This window comes from Porphyromonas somerae, assembly GCF_022845615.1.
Lineage (GTDB): Bacteria > Bacteroidota > Bacteroidia > Bacteroidales > Porphyromonadaceae > Porphyromonas_A > Porphyromonas_A somerae.
In genome coordinates this window covers 1,385,722-1,405,916 of record NZ_AP025559.1, presented here as the reverse complement: position 1 = coordinate 1,405,916, position 20,195 = coordinate 1,385,722, and the positions used below count along the sequence as shown (strand labels likewise).

Here is a 20,195-nt window from a genome sequence, read left to right as displayed (position 1 = left end):
GCCTTGTTGTTTGATTATTCTCCTCTGTAAAAGCTCCAAATATGAGCTTTTACAGAGGATTTCTAGTACTTATCTCATAACAAGTGCTCCTCTTATAGAGGCTTCTTCATTTTCTAATAATCTATTAACCGAGTCAACCTTTTTCAGGAAACCACATTGTGTAATTAAGCGTTTAGTGAATAATTCGCTCAATTATAATGGATTTCCAGTTCTCTTTCAAATTTTCAAAGAGGAAAAAGACTCCGTCGCCCATATCTTGCGGATTTCATCCCGCAAGATGATTGGTGTATACAGGCTGACGCAGTAGTCTCAAGGTGTCACAGTCGACTCTATCAAGCAGAATATCGGATGAGGCATTTTTAGCAAATGTGCGAGAATAACACTTCGTGCAACATACTCATTGAAGAGGTTTATTAAATTTAATCCCTATTTTTAGGTATGAAAATATATTTATTTTAATCAAAAATAGGTATTGAGGTGCAATATATACTTTCATAACTTTGCAAACAGAGTTACACATGAAGCAATACGTATATGAAAAGGTGAGAAATGAAGAACTTTATTACTAAAAAGTTGTACTTAACGATATCGGCAATACTCAGTGGTCTACTACTGACCGTGAGTGCGGTACAAGCACAATCTGTCGTTAAGTTATTTACAATTACTGTCACGGACAGAAGTACGCAGTCTCCTCTGCAAGGAGCACTGGCTACGCTGACCCTTGAGAATGGTAAAATATACCGCAATGTGGCAGACTCTCAGGGGAATATTTACTTCGGAAAATTGCCTGAAGGTGTCTATAGGATGCGAGTGACCTTTATTGGCTATACCCCCTTTGAGCAAAACCGTGTGAAGCTACCAGCTAAGAGCAATGGGCTGGTGGTTGGTTTGGCACCTTCGGATGAGCAACTGAGTGAGTTGGTTGTTGTGACCGCTAAGGAGACGAAGGGTATGACGAGTGGCTCGAAGATTGATCAGGAGGCAATGAAGCACATTCAGGCTTCTAGCTTTGCAGATGTTTTGGAACTGCTCCCTGGAGGTGTAGCTGTGGATCCGTATGTGATGACGCCGCAGCCTATACGCTTGAGAGAGGCTCACTTCCCATTCGACACCGGAGGGCGTATGATGCCTCGGGTGAACCAGCTCAACTATGCTACGGCCTCGCTTGGTACTGCATTTATTGTCGATGGTATGCCAATTGCTAATAATGCCAATATGATGACCCTCTCCGGTCTTGGCTCTAGTAATAATGGTGCTGTCAATAGTATCTTTAATACAGAAGGGGTTGACCTGCGTACCATAGGTACAGATGAGATTGAGAGTGTGGAAATCATCAGAGGCATTCCCTCTGTGGAGCATGCTAACCTAAGTACGGGGCTTATCAATATCAAGCGCAAGCGTACGCTGAATGACTTGGAGGCGAGATTTAAGGGTGATATGAGGAGCTACCTTACCTATATCGGTAAAGGCACCAATGATATTGGCAAGGATTATAATCTGAGTATGGGCCTCAGCATTCTTGCTTCTAGTGCTGATCCAAGGTTCCGTCAGACCTCCTATCAGAGGATCACAGGATCTATACGCTCTACGAAGCTTTGGCACTTTGATTCCGGAAGCCTTAGTTGGCTTGCAAACTTGGACTATACCGGTTCATTAGATGGCGAGAAGGTGGATCCGGATCAATCCTACAGCCAGCAGGACTCCTATCGCGTGAATTATCATCGTCTCTCTACGAATCACTCCTTAAGGTTTACGCCGAATAAGAAGGGATTATTTGCAGGGATGAGCTTAGATATGGCAGTCAGCTATGTCAATGATGTCATGAAGATAGTGCGAGGGGTGCAACATGATAATAAGCCTTTTGTCTACTCCATGAAAGAGGGTGAGTACAATTGGGGATTTTACCCCGGTGGGTTCTTTATCGCTAAGCACCGTGTAGATGATCAGCCTTTTTATGCCTACACTAAGCTGAAGGGAGAAAGCCTATTCTGGTTAGGAAAGGTACATAATCGGGCTATTTGGGGCTCGGAATGGAACTACAGTAAGAACTTTGGGGAAGGAACGATCTTTGACCCCGAGCGCCCTGTATTTAGAGACCCTTCCCAACGCCCCAGGAGGTTTAGTGACATACCGGCACTGAATAGGCTCACTTTCTTTTTGGAAGACAACATGAGCATTAACGTCAACGACCATGTGCTTTCCTTGCAGGCCGGGGTGACTACATCTACATTACTTGGGCTTGACAAGTCTTTTACAATGAGCGGTCACTTCTACACAGACTTGCGTGTCAATGCAAAGTACGATGTGGCTCCTATACAGATAGGAGATAAAAAGCTGGGGATTCACTTTGTCGGAGGGTATGGAACACTTCGTGTTTTCCCCGTCATGCAACAACTGAATCCGGAGAAACTCTATTGGGACTTTATTCAACTCAATACCGGTGGATTTCCTAATAGAGATAGCTGGATAGTCAATGCTAAGACTTATATCTTCCAACCTAATTCTACACAACTTGAGCCGGCGATAAACAAGAAATGGGAGGTGAGAATGGATCTGGACTATGATCAATATTACTTCACCGCTACCTATTTCCGGGAAGATATGCCTAATGGCTTCAGACGAGTGGGTGAGCTGACAACCCTCTCTTTCAAAAGGTATGATATATACAGTATCGACTGGAGAAACCTAACGGCACCACCTGATCTCTCCAAGATGAAGTATAAGGAGTATAAGGACTTTGCACTTATCCCATATACTAGGAATGGTAGCCAGACCAAAAAGGAGGGAGTAGAATGGGTGTTCAGTACTCCAAGGTACGACAAGATCCATACTCGTCTGACATTCTCTGGAGCATGGTTTAAGACTATATATAGAAATAGTGCACCGCTGTATGTCCAGCCCGATGTGCAGCTGGGTAAGCAATTGGTATTCCCGTACTATGGTCTATATAAGGACGAGGAGGGCTTGACAAGTGAGATGCTCAATACCGATTTCCGCTTTGATACGTATCTGAGGAAGTATAAGTTTAACCTTTCTCTCTCGATACAAACTAACTGGTATGCCTCCTCTGAATTTCTCCCTAAGTCTGATCGGCCTGACTACTATGTAGACCTCGACTTGGTAGAGCACCCCTATACCGAAGAGTCAAAGAAAGATACTTATTTGCAACACCTCTTCCGTGGAGAGTTGAAGCCTTTATTTGAAAAGTATACGGTGCCGATATGCACACACTTTAATGTGAAAGCAACCAAGTACTTTTTTGATGAAAAGCTAAGGGTGGCACTCTTTGTGAATCGTCTCTTTGACTATAGTCCGGACTACTATCATGAAGGGTATCTCCACCGGAGAAATAGGTATCCCTATTTTGGAATGGAGTTGAACATTAAGTTTTGATCAGTTTATGAAAAATAAAAGAGCAATTTTTGCGTTATTGTTGTTTCCATTATACACAGTCCTATTGAGTGGTTGTGAACTGAAGACCGATGACGTTAACATTATGTGTGAGTTAACGATAGAGGCCAGCCTACCTAATCCGGATTGTAAACTGGTAGATCTCAAGGACCTGGTCTTAGAAACTACTAACCTTAACACTAAAGAAGTGATTAAGCAAAAGGTTACGGAATTTCCTTTCACAATAACGCTACAAAAAGGTTATTACCAAAGAATATACATGGATAGCCAAAGTGTGACAGAAGAGAATACCGTTACCGGTGAAAAGCGAGTGCGGTGGATTCGTGGTTCCAAAAACGATCTATACTTGCTACAAGATAAGCAGAAGGTACAACTTACTTTCTTCTACATGAGATAAAGAGATACACTTATGAATACAAAAAAATATATATCAAGGATAGTTGGATATGCCTTTGTTATAGTTGCTTTTCTAATGAGCCCATACTCAGTTAGTGCACAGAATCATTCTGCCCACAAAGTGATTGACCATTACGAAGAGCGGCAGATGCTCCCATTCCGTTTTATCTCTCCTTTTGACCTCAACCCTTCATTAGCCGTCAAGCGTTGCGACAGTTCATTATCATCCATTGTGGTCTCTTACAATGCCCACAATAATGATGACTCAGGCCTGTATCAATATGGAAGAGGATATAACCATGTACGTATAGATGCAACCAGCTTTCAAAGGAATTCCTCTCAACAGCTGTGGGGTCGTGCCTACTATCAAAAAGGAGTTAATAAAAGTATCAAGTGGATGTCCAGTTCGGACTTACCGGAGATTTATCCTTACTTTACTGCTGATACAGTAGGAGGAAATGTGAAGTCTGAAGTCTACTTTTTTTCCGGAGGTCTTAACCAAAATACCTGGAGGGGTGGGTCTATAGGTGTGCAAGCCTCTTACAGAGCTCTACATGAGTTTAGAGACACTGACCCCCGTCCCCGTAATGTCGTTTCAGACTTTCGGAGTACGGTGGGCTTATCTCAGCTTATTTCAGATGAGTATTTTGTCTCTGTAAGTGGGCGGTATGATGTCTATAAGCAACGCAGCTATAAAGTTGAGTTCGCCAACGAATTGGGCGGTGTGCATGAGATGAGTATGAAAGGGCTTGGTGAAATTACGAAACGCTTTAGTGGGGCTAATGGCTCTTTGTATTATCGCAAGAGTGGCTATGGTGCTACCATCGAGTTTGTTCCCAAAGGCAGGTCAGGTATTTATGGCTCACTTGGGTATATGAAGCATCAGCTAGAGCGGGTAATCACTGAGAATAACCATGCTCCAACGAATAGCTATATTCAAAAAACAATTACCGCTTCCATCGGATACCTTCAGGAGCGTAGCCGGCAATTCTCATGGGGAGTGGCCAACCACTACGCTTACTCACATAAGAAGGGATTTGATAATATCATTGGCGATGATGGCTCCGGAGAGCTCTTAGTCCTCGAGACACAGCCCATTTTTTATCAACAGAAGTGGGAGGATAAGGTGACGGTGAGCCAAGAGCAGTATTGGAACCATGGCATTAAGTTTCAGACCGACCTATCCGCCTATGCTTCAGAGGAGTATATTGCTAATATTTACCCGGATGATAAGGTCCACTTGGCACGCATTGGTGGCATTGTATCCGGCACTATCAGTAAGCGTTGGGACAAGTCTCTACTGACCATTAATGTGGGTGCTGACTATAATGCCAATATTGACGGTTCATTTGACTACGATAGAGATCGGTACACCAAACGAAAAGATTTGCAAAAACCAAATCCTGATGAATACATTAGTGAGTATCTTGATCATACCTTTGCATTCCTCCAATCCAATAAACTTAAATTGAACGTAACGCCAACCTATGCTGTTGAGTTTGGGCAGGATGATACTTCCCCACTTGTCTTTACCATTAGCGCCAACTATCTTTATACGACGAATCAAGTAAGGTATAAAGCCCATACGGCAGTTGTGTCTTTTGGGTTGTCTTTTTGAACGCTATAATTATTTAATGCCATGAAGTTAAAACAAGATTATAAAGCGATGCTTCTTCCTTTTTTCATCATGCTTCTCTGCCTTGCATCCGGTTGCAAGAAGGAGTTGGGAGTGAAGGAAATCAAGGAGACATCTGTAGAGGTCAGCTTGAAATTACCTGCAAAATATGAGGTTGAAGAAGCTGAATTTATGCCGGTTGCTGTTACTGTAAAGCTACAGCATGTAATGCTTCCGCACCTTTCATATGAGGTTACTGTAGAGCAGTATGACGGGTCAGAGCCTATAGTTGTACCCAATGTGCAAGAGGGAATTTATGATATTTCTTGCAAAGCCTCATTTTCATTTAAGGATAAGGGAGAGCAAGGGCTTAGACGCATTTCCACCAGACTGTATGAGCAGCGTGGGGTGGCAGTTAGATACTACAAAGAGAGTAAGTTTAAGAATCAATGCTCTCTAAGTTATGAACCGAGCATCAAGAATACCCGCAGTACCTCCTCTTTTGTGATTGCAGAGATTGGATTTAAGGCCACTGAAAATAATGGGGTGGGACAATACTTGATCGTTGCCAACAATTCACATGAAACTCTCTATGCTGATAGTTTGCTTGTGGTAGAGGGAGCTTACCAAACGCTCAAAGGCTATGCCCCTTCTTTTTCTAGCGTTGTAAGGTCTTCGCTCCCTATTCATAGAGCATACTTACTTCCGGGTAGTGGAAAGCAATACCCAATCGAGCCAGGAAGTGTTATGGTTTTGAATACGGACAAGCTGGTAAAGTTTGTGGATAGTGAGGAGGTTGCTAATGAGCGTGGTTTTTTCTCAGATAATGGTACGAGAGTATTGGCTCTAGCACGCACCAAATTGACTAAAGAGGCATTTGGTAAGAAGTTTACCCACACCAATCCATCTCCGACAGATAAGACACCTAAGACTTTCTTTACGTTGCCCAATAACTGCATTTTTGATGCTGTTGTATTAAGTCTTCCTCAGGATGGTGACGGCGATGTTAAGAATGCTATTAGTTCTGACCTTGACAAGGGTTATACAGGTTGGTCTTCTGCTATAGATGAGATGCCTAAGGCGGGAACTATCCTAAAACGAAAGATGCGACAGGGCGTAAAAGATGAAAAAGTTTATCAGGATTCCAATAATTCAACTCTGGATTTTGAGCTTGCAAAGTAACAACATTTGAAATACTTTTGGAAGAGATAAAATAGTTTCGGATATGGTTTTGCCTGGATCCGAAACTATTTTTATTTAGTCTGCTCGCGGTGTGTCCCGCCGATGATTACTATTCCGTTGCTGTCTCTTTTCCGCTAGATAGCTCACGTGCTTTTCGGGCTTTCTCAAATGGTCTGTTGATTAAGGTTTGGAGGGAGCGTTAACGGTGTCGTGACTGGCATCCATTGTGGAGATGAAAGCTGAGATATCAATGCCCTTGACGCTATCTTTGAGCTTAGGTAGCTTCTTACGCTCCACAATTGTGAATATCATTTCTCGAGCCTCGCCTTTGTACATTCCTTTGCCCTGAATGATAGTGCCTCTAATCTCTAGATCGTTGAGTAATAGATCTCTAATCTCTTCGGTTTTAGAGGAGACGATAAACACTGCTTTCTTGGGGTTTTCAGGCTGAAGGAAGTTAACGATCTGACCATATATGATAATGGTTAACCAAGAGTAGAGAGGTACTGTGAGGTCACCAAATGCGATAAGTCCAAATATCACTACTATTGAATCTATTACGATGATGGTATCACTGAGCTTGTAATTGCTCCCTTTCGCAATCACTCTACTCAGGACATCTGTGCCAGCACTAGTGCTTTCGGCTTTGAATATCAGATAAACCCCCACGCCCAGAATGGCTCCGCCATAAAAGGCAGAGAGTATTCTATCATCTCCTATCAATCCAACATTTTTGACCATCTGACCAATCAGGTCAGTGAAGGAGGAGATGAGGAGAAAGGTGGCAACTGTTTTGCCAGCAGATGAGAGCCCAAGCTTTTTAAGAGCAAGGAGGAGTAAGGGCACATTGAAGAAAAGTGCTGTGGTACCAATAGGTAATCCATCAGGGGCAAATGAAAATAGTCCCTTGGTAAGATGATTGAGGGCAATGGTGATGCCATAAACCCCGCCTGGAATAATATTGGCAGGGGCAATAAATACGGAGTATGCTATTGCTTGGAGGAGGGAGCCAATCAAGATGTAGAGTGCATCGGTGAGTGGCTTGCTCTTTTGCAATCTTGCGTGCCATCGCTGCTGGACGTATGGCTTTGGAGCGATTTTTCCCATGTTGTCTATCTCTGTTCAGTGCAGTTTGGTGCTTAATTATAGATGCTACAAAAATACCTATTTTAGGTGATTTTGCCTAATGTGCTGGATAGCTCTGTCTCTGAATCTCTAAGTCCGAAACATAAGTAGGGGAGATATTTTCTAGTAAGAAAAAAAACGTTTTCTAGTAAGAAAGAAAAAAAGTTTCTAGTATCTTTCTTTACTCAAGTTTCGGTTTTATATATTCTGTATAGTGTGGTGAATATATGTTAATGCATTTTCGGGGGTAAATTTCCTGATACTCTGGAAGTGCCGTTGGTAACTTATTGATTAACAGAGGTATAAAATGTTAGAAAGTAAATATGCATATTAGCCGCCGGAAATATGCATATTTCCGATCGCTAATATGCATATTTCTGGCGGCTAATATGCATATTTCCAAAAGCTAGTTTGTAGACCCTTTTTTGAGGAGTAGCTTATTAGGATGATTTAACTGATTAGATTCTCTTTTCTTTATATAATCCAGAAGAAAAACAGAGTTGAGAAGACTATGTCGGGGTATTTCTTTTAGAGTTTGTCTAACTCGTGCTATAAGTAGGGGAGGGAAAAGTTGAAAAAATAGGATTTAGATTTCAGGTAATTGTCCTAAAATCTAAATCCTAAACTTAAATATGAGATGTTTTTGGAGAAATAGGGCGTTATTCAATCACAACATTATTATTCCCCTTCTGAGCCTTTCTCCACTATCTTACCAACTACATCAGGGAGGTACTTCTTGACAGTAACCTCTTTGTTTTTCTCGTAATCCCAGTCCTGAGCTATGCCTATCTGTATTGCTTCGTACAAGCTCTTCTGACCTTTAGGCACAATCAACGTTACGTTATCTTTATTGGAAATACTCCCGAAATAGTAATCCCATACAGGTTCGTCAATGAAGTTTAATACAGCAAATTTAGGTGGTTGTTTGCTGGTGAATTCGATAGTCATGCCAGTCGTTTCTGGGGCAGTAAATGCTCCACCGCTGATATATGTTACTGTTTCAGGTAAAACAACCTTCTTTATATGATGCCCCTTAAAAGCTGTATGTCTAATTTCTTTAACTCCTTTAGGAAGTGTAAGTACTATAGGGGTCTTTATGTCTATGTCATAATCCTCAGTACTCAAGAATAAGGATTCGGAGATGACTTTCAGGTTGTTAAAGCGGCTGAAGTCCAAAGTGCTTGGCACTATATCAAGAAAGGCTCCCCTACCAATAACCTTTATGTCTGCAGGTAGCCTTGTGAGGATGTCTGACAATTGCTCACAACCATAAAATGCTTCTGACCTATAATATTCAGGAACGGGTCTTGGCTCCATCTGCCACGTCTCTTGATTCATAAATAGTTCTGTTGTATATGGACCAGAGCCGATGATGGTAAGTGTTTTCGGAAACGTAATCTTGGAGAGTTTGCCACAGTTCTTAAATATGTACTCTCCAGAAAGTCGCTCAAGATTATCTGGCAGGACGACCTCCTCAAGATTGCTAAGCTCCGAACTTCTAAATGAGAATAAGGAGTGACTCTTAATCTCCTTAACGGTACGAGGAAATACAAATCGCTTGAGGGAGGACTTGTCTTTCTCACCGCCCATCCCCTTCTCTTGTATCTTGTCACGAATAAATGCAGATGGAAAAGTTGTTGGATCGGCACTCTCGTTATACCAAGCTCCTTTCTTATCTCCGTTGTGAATTTCTCCGAATACATCTTTGTCCCACCCCCTAATCCGATGCTCAGTTTGAAGTTTTGTATTATCTATCCCCATATCTGGAACCACATTGGTATCTCCGAGGTCTACCTCTATAAGACCTTCAAGGCAGGATATGGCAGCCACATCTCTACCTGTAATATCACCGTGTACTCTTATGGTGTTAAATGTCTTGTCCCCTACAAGAGCTTTGAGGTCTGAGCCGAGTGCCCCAGGGTTAGCATTAAAGAAATCCACAACTCCATTCTCAACTTTATTAGGGTAGAGAATCTGTAACGTGACTTTGTCGCTCTTGCTCCCTGCAGTAGCGATGATTTCAGTTGCTCCGACTTTAATTCCTTTCACTACCCCAGCAGATGTTACAGTAGCTACATCAGGCTTGCTACTGCTCCAAGTTATTTCTTTGTTGGTAGCGGTAGTAGGTAGTATCTCGGCTGTGAGCTGGAGAGTCTCACCTATTTTGATAGCTTCGCTTTGAGGCTTAGTTATCTTAATAGAGGTAACCGCCACCTCAGGGGTGCGATTGTCATGGTTTTTGCGACAGCCAGCTACTATGACTAGTAGCATTACAAGCACTAATAAGTGCGTCTTGAATGATGTCATCTTCATACTTATGATTACTTTTAAATTATATGTATTTATGGTTGGACAATTATCGTTACTTTTTTTGAATAATAAATACCCAATGATGGGTATTTATTAAATAATTTATCTGATTAACTTTGTGGTCAAGAATAAGAAGTGAAGAATTACTATAAAAGAAAGTATTAGTTCAATAATATGTGCTCATATTTACCTTTGAAATCCCTCTCTAGATTATCTCTCATATTAGCCTTGGTGCTAGTGGCATGCTCACGTGATGCAGAGCTGTATGAAGTGGGAACAAATATTACTCAGCTTAGTCTTTCTGAGCCACCACATACGATAATAGTAGGTGAAAGGCACAAGCTAGAAGTGACGGTAACCCCAGATAGAGATATGTACTACCTACTTGAGTGGACAAGTAGCAATCCCGAAGTACTACCTATAGATAAGTATACGGGGGAGGTTGTTGCTGAGGGAGCTGGCAAGGTCACAGTAACGGTTACGGACAGGGCCTCTAAGCTCTCTGATACAGTAGAGATAGAGGTGCGTCCTTTTGAGGGAGTCACCCTAACAGATGAGGGTATCCTCAAAGTGGGTGTGCCGAAGGCTGGTATGCTTGCTGAATATCTAGCTAAGGCAGACAAACCGTATGAAGGGCTTGAGTTACTGGGTAACCTTAATGGTGATGATATCAATACACTACGCCAGCTAAAGGTAGCTCTGCCTAAGGGATTGAATCTACGTGGTGCCAATATTGTATCGGGAGGTAGCCCTATTAAGGGGAGTTATGAAGGAAAGAGTTATGAGTACAATGTTGAGGACAAGGTCATAGGGCCTTATATGTTTTGTCGCTCCGCACTTGCCGAGCCTGCACTTTTCTCGGGAGAACTCTTTTTGCCCCAAAGTGTCACCCTTATAGATACTTATGCATTTGCTGATAACGATGTTACCAAGGTACGCTTAGCACGAGATAATGAGCGTATAGGGTTACACGCATTTCGTCGCTGTCAGAAGTTGACGAAAATAGACTTTAAGGAAGGGCAGAAACTTAAGTACTTAGGTGGTTTTGCTGAGACTTCATCTCTTGCTCTCTTAGATAGTATTCCTCACGGAGTGCTGGAGATTTCGGACTATGCCTTCTATAAATCGGGACTCCGTGGTTTGGTACTAAATTATGGGTGCTATTCAATCACGGCAGAAAATAAGCTTAGTAAAGGGCAGTTTTATAATTTTTGGTTTTCTCCGCTACAACTCCAAAGGATAGGAAAGTATGCATTTAGCAGAGTGGTGTTTGAACCAGTGATAGACGAGAGAGGCCATGACCCCTCTTCTCTGGATTTTCCCCCCTCTCTTAAAATAATAGATGAGGGTGCTTTCCAGAATGCAACCTTTATTTCACATAACACGTCAGTAAACATGTACCTCTTGTATTCACTATTTTTTTCTGTTGACTCAAAAGCTGATGAAACTGACCCAACGGGTTACGGTTATAGGGAACGCTTCAGTTTGAAGACAATCGCATCAAAAGCATTTGCTGATATAACTGGTGCCCTATACATAGGTGGACAGTTAAGAAAATGGAATATACAATCAATTGAAGAAACAAAAAAGGAGTATGGCGTGACTATAGCTCCCGATGCGTTTCAAAATACAGAACTATATGATGGGAGGTCCCCATCTTCATTAACTAATGTTTAATTTAATTTTCTGCAACATGAAGAGTATTTTTAAACTCGCAATGTGGCTCATAGGAGCCTTGACACTGGCAACTTCTTGCCAAAGCAACTTAATGCCAGACAACGTGTCTGACCAAACAAGCCAAACTGACTTGGCTGAGTTGCGTAGCCTTTCAGGAGATCTTAAGGGTCTGATTCTCTTGGACGAGTTGTTATTCAACATCTCTCATCCAATGGCACCAGAGGAGTACATCACGATAACTAACGTCTCCGATCAAACCATTGATGTCGCTGGGTTATCTATTGGTATCACAACCGACTTCACTACTGCACGTCGCTATTATAAGTATCAAAATTTTGAGTATGTGTATGCCTCTCAAGTTTATACATTCCCTAGTGGAAGGGGAAACACTAAGATAAAGCCAGGTGAGAGTCTCAAGGTGGCTCGCTGGGCGGAGGATTTCAGGAATAGACGTGGGCGTTATGACAATAGAGATGCACGCTTTGAGGTGTTTATCCAGCCTAATGATGGCTCTCCTTCTGTCACAGAAGATACAGGGAAACCTGATATGGATTACTTCAGCCACTTCCAAGCATGGCATACTCAGCTTGATGGCTCTGCAGGTATCTTCCTTATTCAGTACAACCGTGACGGAAGTGCAAGTGAGAGCAACATTAAAGAATATATTAGTCGGCGTGTTGAGTACGGACTACCTCACCCCAAAGCCCCCAACGAGCCTCGTCTTAACCTGTCTGGTGTGAAGATACCAGCCAAATGGATCATTGATGCTTTCCAAGCACGCCCCAAGACAGGTGCTCCACAAGTACATAACCTATTCCCAACTACGGTCGTCCCTAATTATGCTTATTTTGTTATGCCATTAAAGTACGATGAGTTTAATGACGCTATACTCTGTAAGGGAATAAAGGTAAAGAGGATAGGATCTGGAGTGAACTTAAAGAATACTCAAAGCCCTAAAGATGATTTTAAGGCTGTATACTGATACGGCGAACTATAATTCACCTATGACTATATCTAGATGATTACTATCGGTGGTTTGCTCTAATCACAATGAGGAACCACCAATAGGATACTATATTTTGTATGTCTGATATAAGACTTCGGGATAATCAAATGTCATATAAATATTTATTAAGCATAATAGGTATATACCTACTCTCTACTTTCACGATAGCCTGTACAAGTAAACAGTTTGATTTATATGCCGATGTCACTGTATCTCTCAAGCTTCATGAAAGTTTGGAGTATATCAACAAAAGCAACTTTGTGGGAATGGAGATAATTATCCAAGAATATGAGACATCTGAAATCTATACTGCTCAGGTAGATGAAAATCTTGATGCTCACTTCAGACTCCCCATAGCCCGTATGTATTCTCCAATGATGCAAGATCTCACGAAATATATTGATGGCTTAGGACTTGTAACATTCAGTTTCGGCAGCGATTTTTCTAGCGATTATGCAAGAATTTCATCTTGGACCATCTCTCAAGGAGTTTATAAATATGAACTGATTGTGAATCTCAAATAAAGCTGCTGGTATGACTTATCATAGAATCCTCTTCAATATATTTTTAGGATTAGTCTTCAACCTATTCCTGTCTACTTTTATCTTTGCTCAGGGAAAGTCTGAGAGGGTGCAAGTGTGCGGGACGGTAGTTGATGCTGCTGACCACGCTACTTTGCCATTTAGTGTTATTCGCATTGAGGAGCTTGGGCTCTCAATGATGACAGATGCCGATGGTTACTTCTGTACGCCTCATTTGCATAAGGGTAAATATACCCTAACCGCCCGTTATATGGGTTATGAGACAAGAAGTACCACGGTGTCTGTCGCAGCAGGACACCCTAGCAAGGTCACCATTCGCCTTTATAGAAGCTCCCACGAGTTGCCAGAAGTAACGATTTACGGAAGGGTGGCAAAGGGGACAAGTAACATAGTGATAGATCAGAAGGCGATCGAGTACCTTCAACCCATCTCGCTACAAAACGTTATGACCCTCCTCCCAGGTGAGCTGACCGTAGCAAATGTAAATATGCAAAGAGTAAGTCTTAAACAAAACCGACAGGTGGGAGGAGGAGATAAGGCAACTTCACTAGGGACTGTCATCGTATCAGATGGTATTACGCTCTCCAATGATGCCAGTCGCTTTCAAGTCGCTCACATTAAGGACGAGTATGTCAATGGCAAGTATGCTTTTTTACCCGCTAATGTAGGCGTGGACCTGCGTAACTTCTCTACAGACCATATAGAGACAGTCAAGATAATAAGAGGCATAGCTTCGGCAAAGTATGGTAATCTAAGTAGTGGCGTTATTGAGGTAACCTCCAAGCGTGGGCGCTCTCCGATAACGGCTCGAGGGCTTATTAATCTCTCCACCAAGATGATTTATGTCGGTAAGGGCTTTTCGCTAGGGAAGAAAGGGGGTACTCTCTACGCTGGTATGGACTTTACCCGCTACCAAGCAGATCCCGTCTATACCTTCTTTAGTGCTTATGACCGCGTGACGAGTATGCTTACGTACAGTAATAAGTTTAAGCTTCTAGGGGCAGATATGGACTTATTTGCAAAGTACGATTATACCCATAGTCTTAACGGGAATAAGGAGGAGCGAATAGGGCATAACGATGAGTCAGTAATCGAGCAGTACAAGAGTACTTACGACCGACACGCTCTCATGGGACGGACTGGGATAGTATTTGGGAGCAATCCCTTTATCACGAAGCTTACGCTGGCTCTCTCTTTGGAGCGTATAGAAGACTCGTTCTGGCACTATAAGCGTGCTATAGCTATGAGGACTGGTATGATTCAGCCACACTATGCGCCTGGTCCTCACCCAGCAGTAATCCTAAAGGATAGGATTTATATGTCGGAGTATATCAATGAAAACTTACCGCACCGATTATTCTTCCGACTAGATGGTGAAACGTCAGACATTAGCCTACTCGGTGGAACGCACAATCTCAGTTATGGACTAGACTATGAGTACAACAAGAATAAGGGGCGTGGTCTAGTGCTGAAGGACCCCTACCGCCCTCCATTCCCCGATTCGCAAAATACGATTCGCCCATTCCCCAATAACCTTATACCTTACCTCTCAAGCCTTGGTTGCTATATAGAGGATCGCATTAGTTATACACTGACTCCCAAGGCTGAAGTGACCCTTACGGCTGGTATACGGGGTACAAAGCCTCTCAATATCCCTCGCTCTTACCTCCTTGATAAGCTCTTTTTGGTGGATCCTAGGGTAAATCTTTCTTTTTCGCTTTCGTCAGAGCATAGCCACCGGGGCTTTATCCAAGATGTTTTCTGGGTAAGCTATGGCCGTCAGTCTAAACTGCCTACGCTAGACTACCTCTACCCCGCACCGATTTATCGTGAATACCCTATAGGTAAGGGCTCGCCCCCTATGTATCATACCATCATCGTTAATAACCGTAATCCCGAGTTGCGTCCCGACCGTAACAATAAGTTTGAGGCTGGCTGGAATCATAGTGAAAATGCCTTCACCCTTACGCTGTCGATATTTACTGAGCGGATGCTAGATGCGGTGCAGGTCTTTGAGCACTACGCACCTATCAGCTATGATATAGGGAAAGTAGCCACACCTCAGAGTCCCGAGACCACCAAGACGGTGCGAGCCTTTACCTCAAAGAGTATCCCCGTCAATGCGGCTGGGTTTCAAAAGTATGGCATAGAGTATCAGTTGCGTTTTCCCAATGTCACTTGGCTCAAAAGTGATATAGAGATCAATGGAGCCTATTACCGCACCCACTACGGATATGGGGCTCCCGTGTGGTTGCGTCCTAAAATGATGATAGGAGGTAGTATGATTCCTTATGTCGGGCTTTATGACAAGGGTGTCCAGTGGCAGATATACGACCGCCTTAATACCAATATCTACATACACACTCGGATACCTAAGCATGGCTTCTTGATGACCAACATGCTGCAGATTGTGTGGCTACAAAACCAGTGGTACGACAACACCTTTTCACATATCCCAAGCCAGTATATGGATATCAATGGAGACATCCACCCTTATAGTGAGGAGATTGTAAAGCAAAAAGAGGAGACTGAACCCCTTCTTAAGATGCTGATGGCAGAGAAGGTCTGGACCAAGTACGTCCTCACGACCAAGGAGCCACTGGCATTTATGTTTAACACCAAGGTGTCCAAAGAACTTTTTGACCAGCACCTTACCATCTCATTTTATGCCAATGCGATGGTCAGTCTTACACAAAGATTTCTGGATGAGCATAAGTTTTGGCACCGTCGTACGGAAGCACCCGTATTTGGTGCAGAGGTAAGGGTGAAATTCTAAAACTTGTTTTACTTCTACAATAATAAAATATGAGACTGCTTTATACTGGTACCTTATATATATGTATCGTGTTCGCTTTTATGACTGAAGGCGTAGCACAAGAGAATCTCTCCTTTCGGCTCAATCGCTTTACTATGAGAGAGAGAGGGCTGAGCTCCACTTATATGAGTAGCGACATTGAGTATACCTCCCTTTACCACCTCCTAGCCACCAATCCGTCATTCGGCACAGTGTATGGCGACTCTGTATCCCTCTTTCACCCATTTGCCTACGCTGGCGAGACCATCACACTGCCCAGAGGGATGGCACGTGTCAGTTATTCTATGGCTGACAGGGAAGGTGACTTTTTATTTTACGAGGGGACAAATGATAAGACTTGGTGTGGCTCTGTCCATCAGCAGATTGCACTCGGCGAGTCGGGAACTTTAGCTCTTGGTTTTCGGTACTTACGCTCACAGCGTAATGGTATTCGCTGGACCAGTCTTATCAATACAGAGGACTACTACCCTTATCTCTTTGCCAATATGCCTAAGGCAGACACTCGTCATAGTGATAATTACTCCTTTCATGGAGCCTATTCGCTCCCACTTGGAAAGGTTAATCTGGGTGTGGCAGTAGACTTTGATGGCACCAATGTCTTTGAGAAAACTGACCCGCGTCTCAAGGCAAACGAAGGAGATATCAACGCCTCTCTCGGACTGATCGGTCTAGCTCTTCAGCACTTGTGGGGCGTGAGCATTGGAGTAGGGCGTACGACACAATTTGTCAAACAGCTGGACTATGATCAGCTTGGAGGATTCTCTAGTGGTACCCACTATGGTCTGGGGCAATGGACGCTCAGGACTTCACAGCTTAAGTACAGTCGTAGGTATATCGCTAATACACTCTCTAGTGCCTTCCACCTCAAGCGACTCAATCACTCTCTCGGAGATTGGACCTATTACTTCGGTCTCTCTCATAGCTACCGGCATATGCACACGGAGGAGGATAAGGAGGGGTTGATGGTAGCAATGGATAACCTTGCAGAATACTTTCACCTCTATACCCATATGGGACAAGTGGTGGCTGAGGTACAAGGTAGCTTGTGGCAGAAGATACAGTTCTCCCTTGCTTTTATCGCAGACCTAGAGAAGCGGTACGGTCAAGAGGTTATCTATGCTTTCCCTGAGGTAGTAAATGATCAACCAGCACAGCATTACTATGAGGTTAATAGGCGAAATAGATACTCTGATATGAGACAGAAGCTTGTAGCTTCCCTCAAAATAGGATACCCTATAGCGTCACATCACTTTGTCGCCCTCTATACTGGATTTGAAGACGATTACTATGAGGAGCTTTTTCATATTCATCCACCTAAGGGAGTTGTGACACGCTACCCAGATATGGAGAGAGTCCCGTTAAGTGAGGAGATGATACGTAGTAGCCGTATGATAGTTTTTAACGACAACCTTATATATCATGCAGGAGTTGAGTATAGAGGGTGTCTAGGTAAGTGGCGAAGTCAGTGTAACCTCACTTACCATGACCGAGGACCAGTAGGAAATATCTACAATGTGCCGCATACGATTTATGACTATCAGTTTGCCTTCAGTCCATACGCATTTAGGAGTCGGTTTGAAAGAGGGTTCTCATTACGTTACCAAGGGGAGATCGCTTTTAAGAATTCACTCTCAATAGGTCTGCTTGCTGAGTATCGTCTGCAGTGGGGCAAAAGAGTAAGCGATGTTATCTATGGTTATGAACCACCTGTACTTTATCCCGACTACGAAACACCTCTTCGGAAAAACGAAATAACGGAGGCGGAAGTCCGGGCAAAAGAGTCCATTATCCACCCCAATCCAGAGCAACACAATCGCTATCAATCATTACAACTATCTTGCTACCTCAATTTCTAGTTCCTCACTAGGTAGCTAATAATTAGTCGTTAGTAAATTAGTATGTAATTCAAGTTTGTGTTCCGTAGTTGCTTGGTAGTAACCAGCCTTGCCTTGGAAGTTGAATCTGTCTCCTAAACTTTGGTTTGTTGTTATCAAAATAAAAGTGTAAATTTGGGAATAGTTCAGAAGCTTAAGAATAACCATATAGAAGCAAAGTAATAATAATGAGTTACCTAAAGTTTGACCGTTCAAGTCTTACCAATCTAGACGAGTCATTGCAGAGGGAAATCCTATGTGCCAATAAAGGGGGAGCCTACTACTGCTCTTCTATCTTGGGCTGCAATACCCGTAAGTATCATGGTATGCTTGTGGTACCCTCTCATGAAGATTCTGTTGCCAACCGTTGGGTCTTATTATCATCCATGGATGAGACTGTGATTCAGCATGGTGCGGAGTTTAATCTTGCCGTCCATAAGTATGCCGGAGGGGTCTTTAGCCCCAATGGACATAAGTATATTAGGGAGTATGATGTGGAGAGAGCCGTCACAACTATTTATAGGGTAGGGGGTGTGATACTTTCCAAAACCTTTTTGCTCTCTGAAGAAAAGAATCAGTTGATCGTGAGGTATCAGCTACTGGACGCACACTCAAAAACGACCCTTCGCTTTAAGCCCCTATTGGCATTCCGTAAGGTTAAGGAGCTGACTTACGAGAATAATCATATCTGCTGGGACTATGATGAGGAGCCCAATGGTATCTCTCTATGTCTCTATGAAGGGTGTCCAAGACTATATCTGCAGTTTTCAAAGCCCACTCAATATACTCATACTCCGCATTGGAATAAGCATCATTATTATGATAAAGAGGCTGAGCGAGCTCATAATTGTATTGAGGACTTGCCGGTTCCTGGCCTCTTTGAATGTGAAATAAAAAAGGGAGAGGCGATTTATCTTTCAATTTCTGATCAGGTTTGTGACCCAGATAGATTGAAAGAGGAGTTTGAGCAGTGTGAAGCGACACTTATACCAAGGGATAGTTTCCTCAATTGTCTCAAGAAGACGGTGGATCAATACTACTATGAGCCTGAACCGGGCAAAAGCTATCTACTTGCCGGCCTACCTTGGTTTGATGTGCGACATAGAGACCAGATGATAGGACTTACAGCGGCAAGCTTTGGTATAGGAAAACCGGAGCGATATAAAGCGGTGATGGACAATACGCTGGCTGCTCTTGATAATTATTATCAGAAGGGGGAGAAGGATCAAGTAATCAAGGGCCTAGACCAGCCGGATGCCTTATTATGGCTTATCAATTGCGTGCAGGACTACTCTCGCTGGGTGGGCATGGAGAAGACGCGTGAAGAGTACGGAGCTGTGGTGAAGAAAGCACTTGGCTTTATTCGGGCGAATAAGCATCCACTTATTAAGGTGATGGATAATGGTCTACTCTATGCGATGCCTGAGAGTGGCGATAAACCAATCACTTGGATGGATGCTACCATTGATGGTTATCCAGTGGTGGATCGGCAGGGATATATTGTGGAGTTTAATGCCCTATGGTACAATGCTCTATGTTTTAATAGAGCTCTATTTGGCATTGACGATTATAAGGAGGACGATTATATAGATAGGGTGGCAGAAAGCTTTATCCGCGTCTTTGTCAATGAGCATGACTATCTATTTGACTATGTTGTAGAAGGTCGTGAAAAAGATTGGAGTGTGCGTCCAAACCAGATATTGGCTGTGGGGTTGAGTTATTCGCCTTTATCTCGCAAGCTACAGAGAAGTATTCTGGATATTGTTACGAAAGAACTTTTGACTTCCAAAGGGCTACGTACACTATCTCCAATGAGCGGTTTTTACCGAGGCTACTGTGCTGGTAATCTTGCGGAGCGTGCCTATTCTTACCTTCAGGGGGGTGTATGGAGTTGGTTGATCTACTATTATTTGAGTGGATATCTCAAGCTCTTTAGGCGTGTGGGCATCTCTTTTGTGGATCGCCTTTTGATTCCTTTTGAAGATGAGATGAAGCTACACGGCATAGGCAGTATCTCTGAGGTTTATGACGGTACGCCACCTTATACCGCTAGAAGTGGTATTTCCTTTATGCTGAGTGCAACGGCCATTCTGAGAATCCAAAATAGGTTGAAAGAGTTTGAAGAGTACAAGTCAGATGATATATTTGACTTACGACTGAGTATGACTTCACACCACAAAGGATCACCTGAAGAGGGTGATGAGCCGATTGAAAATAATCACGACCAAAATTAATGTGAAGA

The 20,195-nt window shown here is 43.0% G+C and carries 12 protein-coding genes; 10 read left to right on the top strand and 2 right to left on the bottom strand.

Going from position 1 to position 20,195, the window contains the following annotated elements; translation table 11 throughout:
- Positions 1-549 precede the first annotated feature (549 nt).
- From MWL85_RS06115 to MWL85_RS06100, 4 genes are all read left to right on the top strand, one after another.
- A complete protein-coding gene (locus tag MWL85_RS06115) occupies positions 550-3,393 on the top strand; it encodes a carboxypeptidase regulatory-like domain-containing protein (protein WP_021903629.1) in 2,844 nt (947 codons plus the stop codon).
- Positions 3,394-3,496: 103 nt separating this feature from the next.
- Positions 3,497-3,808 carry a hypothetical protein gene (locus MWL85_RS06110; protein WP_155799424.1) on the top strand — a complete coding sequence of 104 codons (312 nt, stop codon included), beginning with the start codon at positions 3,497-3,499 and terminating at the stop codon, positions 3,806-3,808.
- A 12-nt stretch (positions 3,809-3,820) separates the two neighbouring features.
- Positions 3,821-5,425, top strand: a complete 1,605-nt coding sequence (locus MWL85_RS06105) for a DUF6850 family outer membrane beta-barrel protein (protein WP_021903630.1) — start codon at positions 3,821-3,823, stop codon at positions 5,423-5,425.
- Between the two features lie 21 nt (positions 5,426-5,446).
- Entirely contained in the window at positions 5,447-6,604 is a 1,158-nt protein-coding gene (locus MWL85_RS06100; protein ID WP_018028101.1) for a DUF4876 domain-containing protein, read from the top strand.
- 180 nt (positions 6,605-6,784) lie between these two features.
- On the opposite strand, the gene MWL85_RS06095 is transcribed toward MWL85_RS06100, so the two are convergent.
- Together MWL85_RS06095 and MWL85_RS06090 are read right to left on the bottom strand one after the other, a co-directional pair.
- Complete coding sequence (locus MWL85_RS06095) at positions 6,785-7,711, bottom strand: YitT family protein (RefSeq protein ID WP_244400073.1); 927 nt, start codon at positions 7,709-7,711, stop codon at positions 6,785-6,787.
- A 696-nt stretch (positions 7,712-8,407) separates the two neighbouring features.
- Positions 8,408-10,042, bottom strand: a complete 1,635-nt coding sequence (locus MWL85_RS06090) for a leucine-rich repeat protein (protein ID WP_244400072.1) — start codon at positions 10,040-10,042, stop codon at positions 8,408-8,410.
- A gap of 171 nt (positions 10,043-10,213) precedes the next feature.
- On the opposite strand from MWL85_RS06090, the gene MWL85_RS06085 reads away from it, so the two are divergent.
- From MWL85_RS06085 to MWL85_RS06060, 6 genes are all read left to right on the top strand, one after another.
- Entirely contained in the window at positions 10,214-11,716 is a 1,503-nt protein-coding gene (locus MWL85_RS06085; protein WP_244400071.1) for a leucine-rich repeat protein, read from the top strand.
- A gap of 16 nt (positions 11,717-11,732) precedes the next feature.
- Positions 11,733-12,698: a lamin tail domain-containing protein gene (locus MWL85_RS06080; RefSeq protein WP_244400070.1), complete on the top strand. Its 966-nt coding sequence runs from the start codon at positions 11,733-11,735 to the stop codon at positions 12,696-12,698.
- Between the two features lie 101 nt (positions 12,699-12,799).
- On the top strand, positions 12,800-13,246 hold the full coding sequence (locus MWL85_RS06075; protein ID WP_244400069.1) for a hypothetical protein: 447 nt from the start codon (positions 12,800-12,802) through the stop codon (positions 13,244-13,246).
- A gap of 10 nt (positions 13,247-13,256) precedes the next feature.
- Complete coding sequence (locus MWL85_RS06070) at positions 13,257-16,040, top strand: TonB-dependent receptor domain-containing protein (RefSeq protein ID WP_244400068.1); 2,784 nt, start codon at positions 13,257-13,259, stop codon at positions 16,038-16,040.
- An 80-nt stretch (positions 16,041-16,120) separates the two neighbouring features.
- On the top strand, positions 16,121-17,935 hold the full coding sequence (locus tag MWL85_RS06065; RefSeq protein ID WP_244400067.1) for a DUF6850 family outer membrane beta-barrel protein: 1,815 nt from the start codon (positions 16,121-16,123) through the stop codon (positions 17,933-17,935).
- A gap of 206 nt (positions 17,936-18,141) precedes the next feature.
- Positions 18,142-20,187 carry a glycogen debranching enzyme N-terminal domain-containing protein gene (locus MWL85_RS06060; RefSeq protein WP_244400066.1) on the top strand — a complete coding sequence of 682 codons (2,046 nt, stop codon included), beginning with the start codon at positions 18,142-18,144 and terminating at the stop codon, positions 20,185-20,187.
- Positions 20,188-20,195 lie beyond the last annotated feature (8 nt).

Excerpts from the sequence above, each read along its gene's own strand:
- MWL85_RS06070 (WP_244400068.1), top strand. The coding sequence starts at position 13,257 with ATGACTTATCATAGAATCCTCTTCAATATATTTTTAGGATTAGTCTTC.
- MWL85_RS06115 (WP_021903629.1), top strand. The coding sequence starts at position 550 with ATGAAGAACTTTATTACTAAAAAGTTGTACTTAACGATATCGGCAATA.
- MWL85_RS06100 (WP_018028101.1), top strand. The coding sequence starts at position 5,447 with ATGAAGTTAAAACAAGATTATAAAGCGATGCTTCTTCCTTTTTTCATC.
- MWL85_RS06080 (WP_244400070.1), top strand. The coding sequence starts at position 11,733 with ATGAAGAGTATTTTTAAACTCGCAATGTGGCTCATAGGAGCCTTGACA.
- MWL85_RS06110 (WP_155799424.1), top strand. The coding sequence starts at position 3,497 with ATGTGTGAGTTAACGATAGAGGCCAGCCTACCTAATCCGGATTGTAAA.
- MWL85_RS06105 (WP_021903630.1), top strand. The coding sequence starts at position 3,821 with ATGAATACAAAAAAATATATATCAAGGATAGTTGGATATGCCTTTGTT.
- MWL85_RS06090 (WP_244400072.1), bottom strand. The coding sequence starts at position 10,042 with ATGAAGATGACATCATTCAAGACGCACTTATTAGTGCTTGTAATGCTA.
- MWL85_RS06075 (WP_244400069.1), top strand. The coding sequence starts at position 12,800 with ATGTCTGATATAAGACTTCGGGATAATCAAATGTCATATAAATATTTA.
- MWL85_RS06060 (WP_244400066.1), top strand. The coding sequence starts at position 18,142 with ATGAGTTACCTAAAGTTTGACCGTTCAAGTCTTACCAATCTAGACGAG.
- MWL85_RS06085 (WP_244400071.1), top strand. The coding sequence starts at position 10,214 with ATGTGCTCATATTTACCTTTGAAATCCCTCTCTAGATTATCTCTCATA.
- MWL85_RS06095 (WP_244400073.1), bottom strand. The coding sequence starts at position 7,711 with ATGGGAAAAATCGCTCCAAAGCCATACGTCCAGCAGCGATGGCACGCA.
- MWL85_RS06065 (WP_244400067.1), top strand. The coding sequence starts at position 16,121 with ATGACTGAAGGCGTAGCACAAGAGAATCTCTCCTTTCGGCTCAATCGC.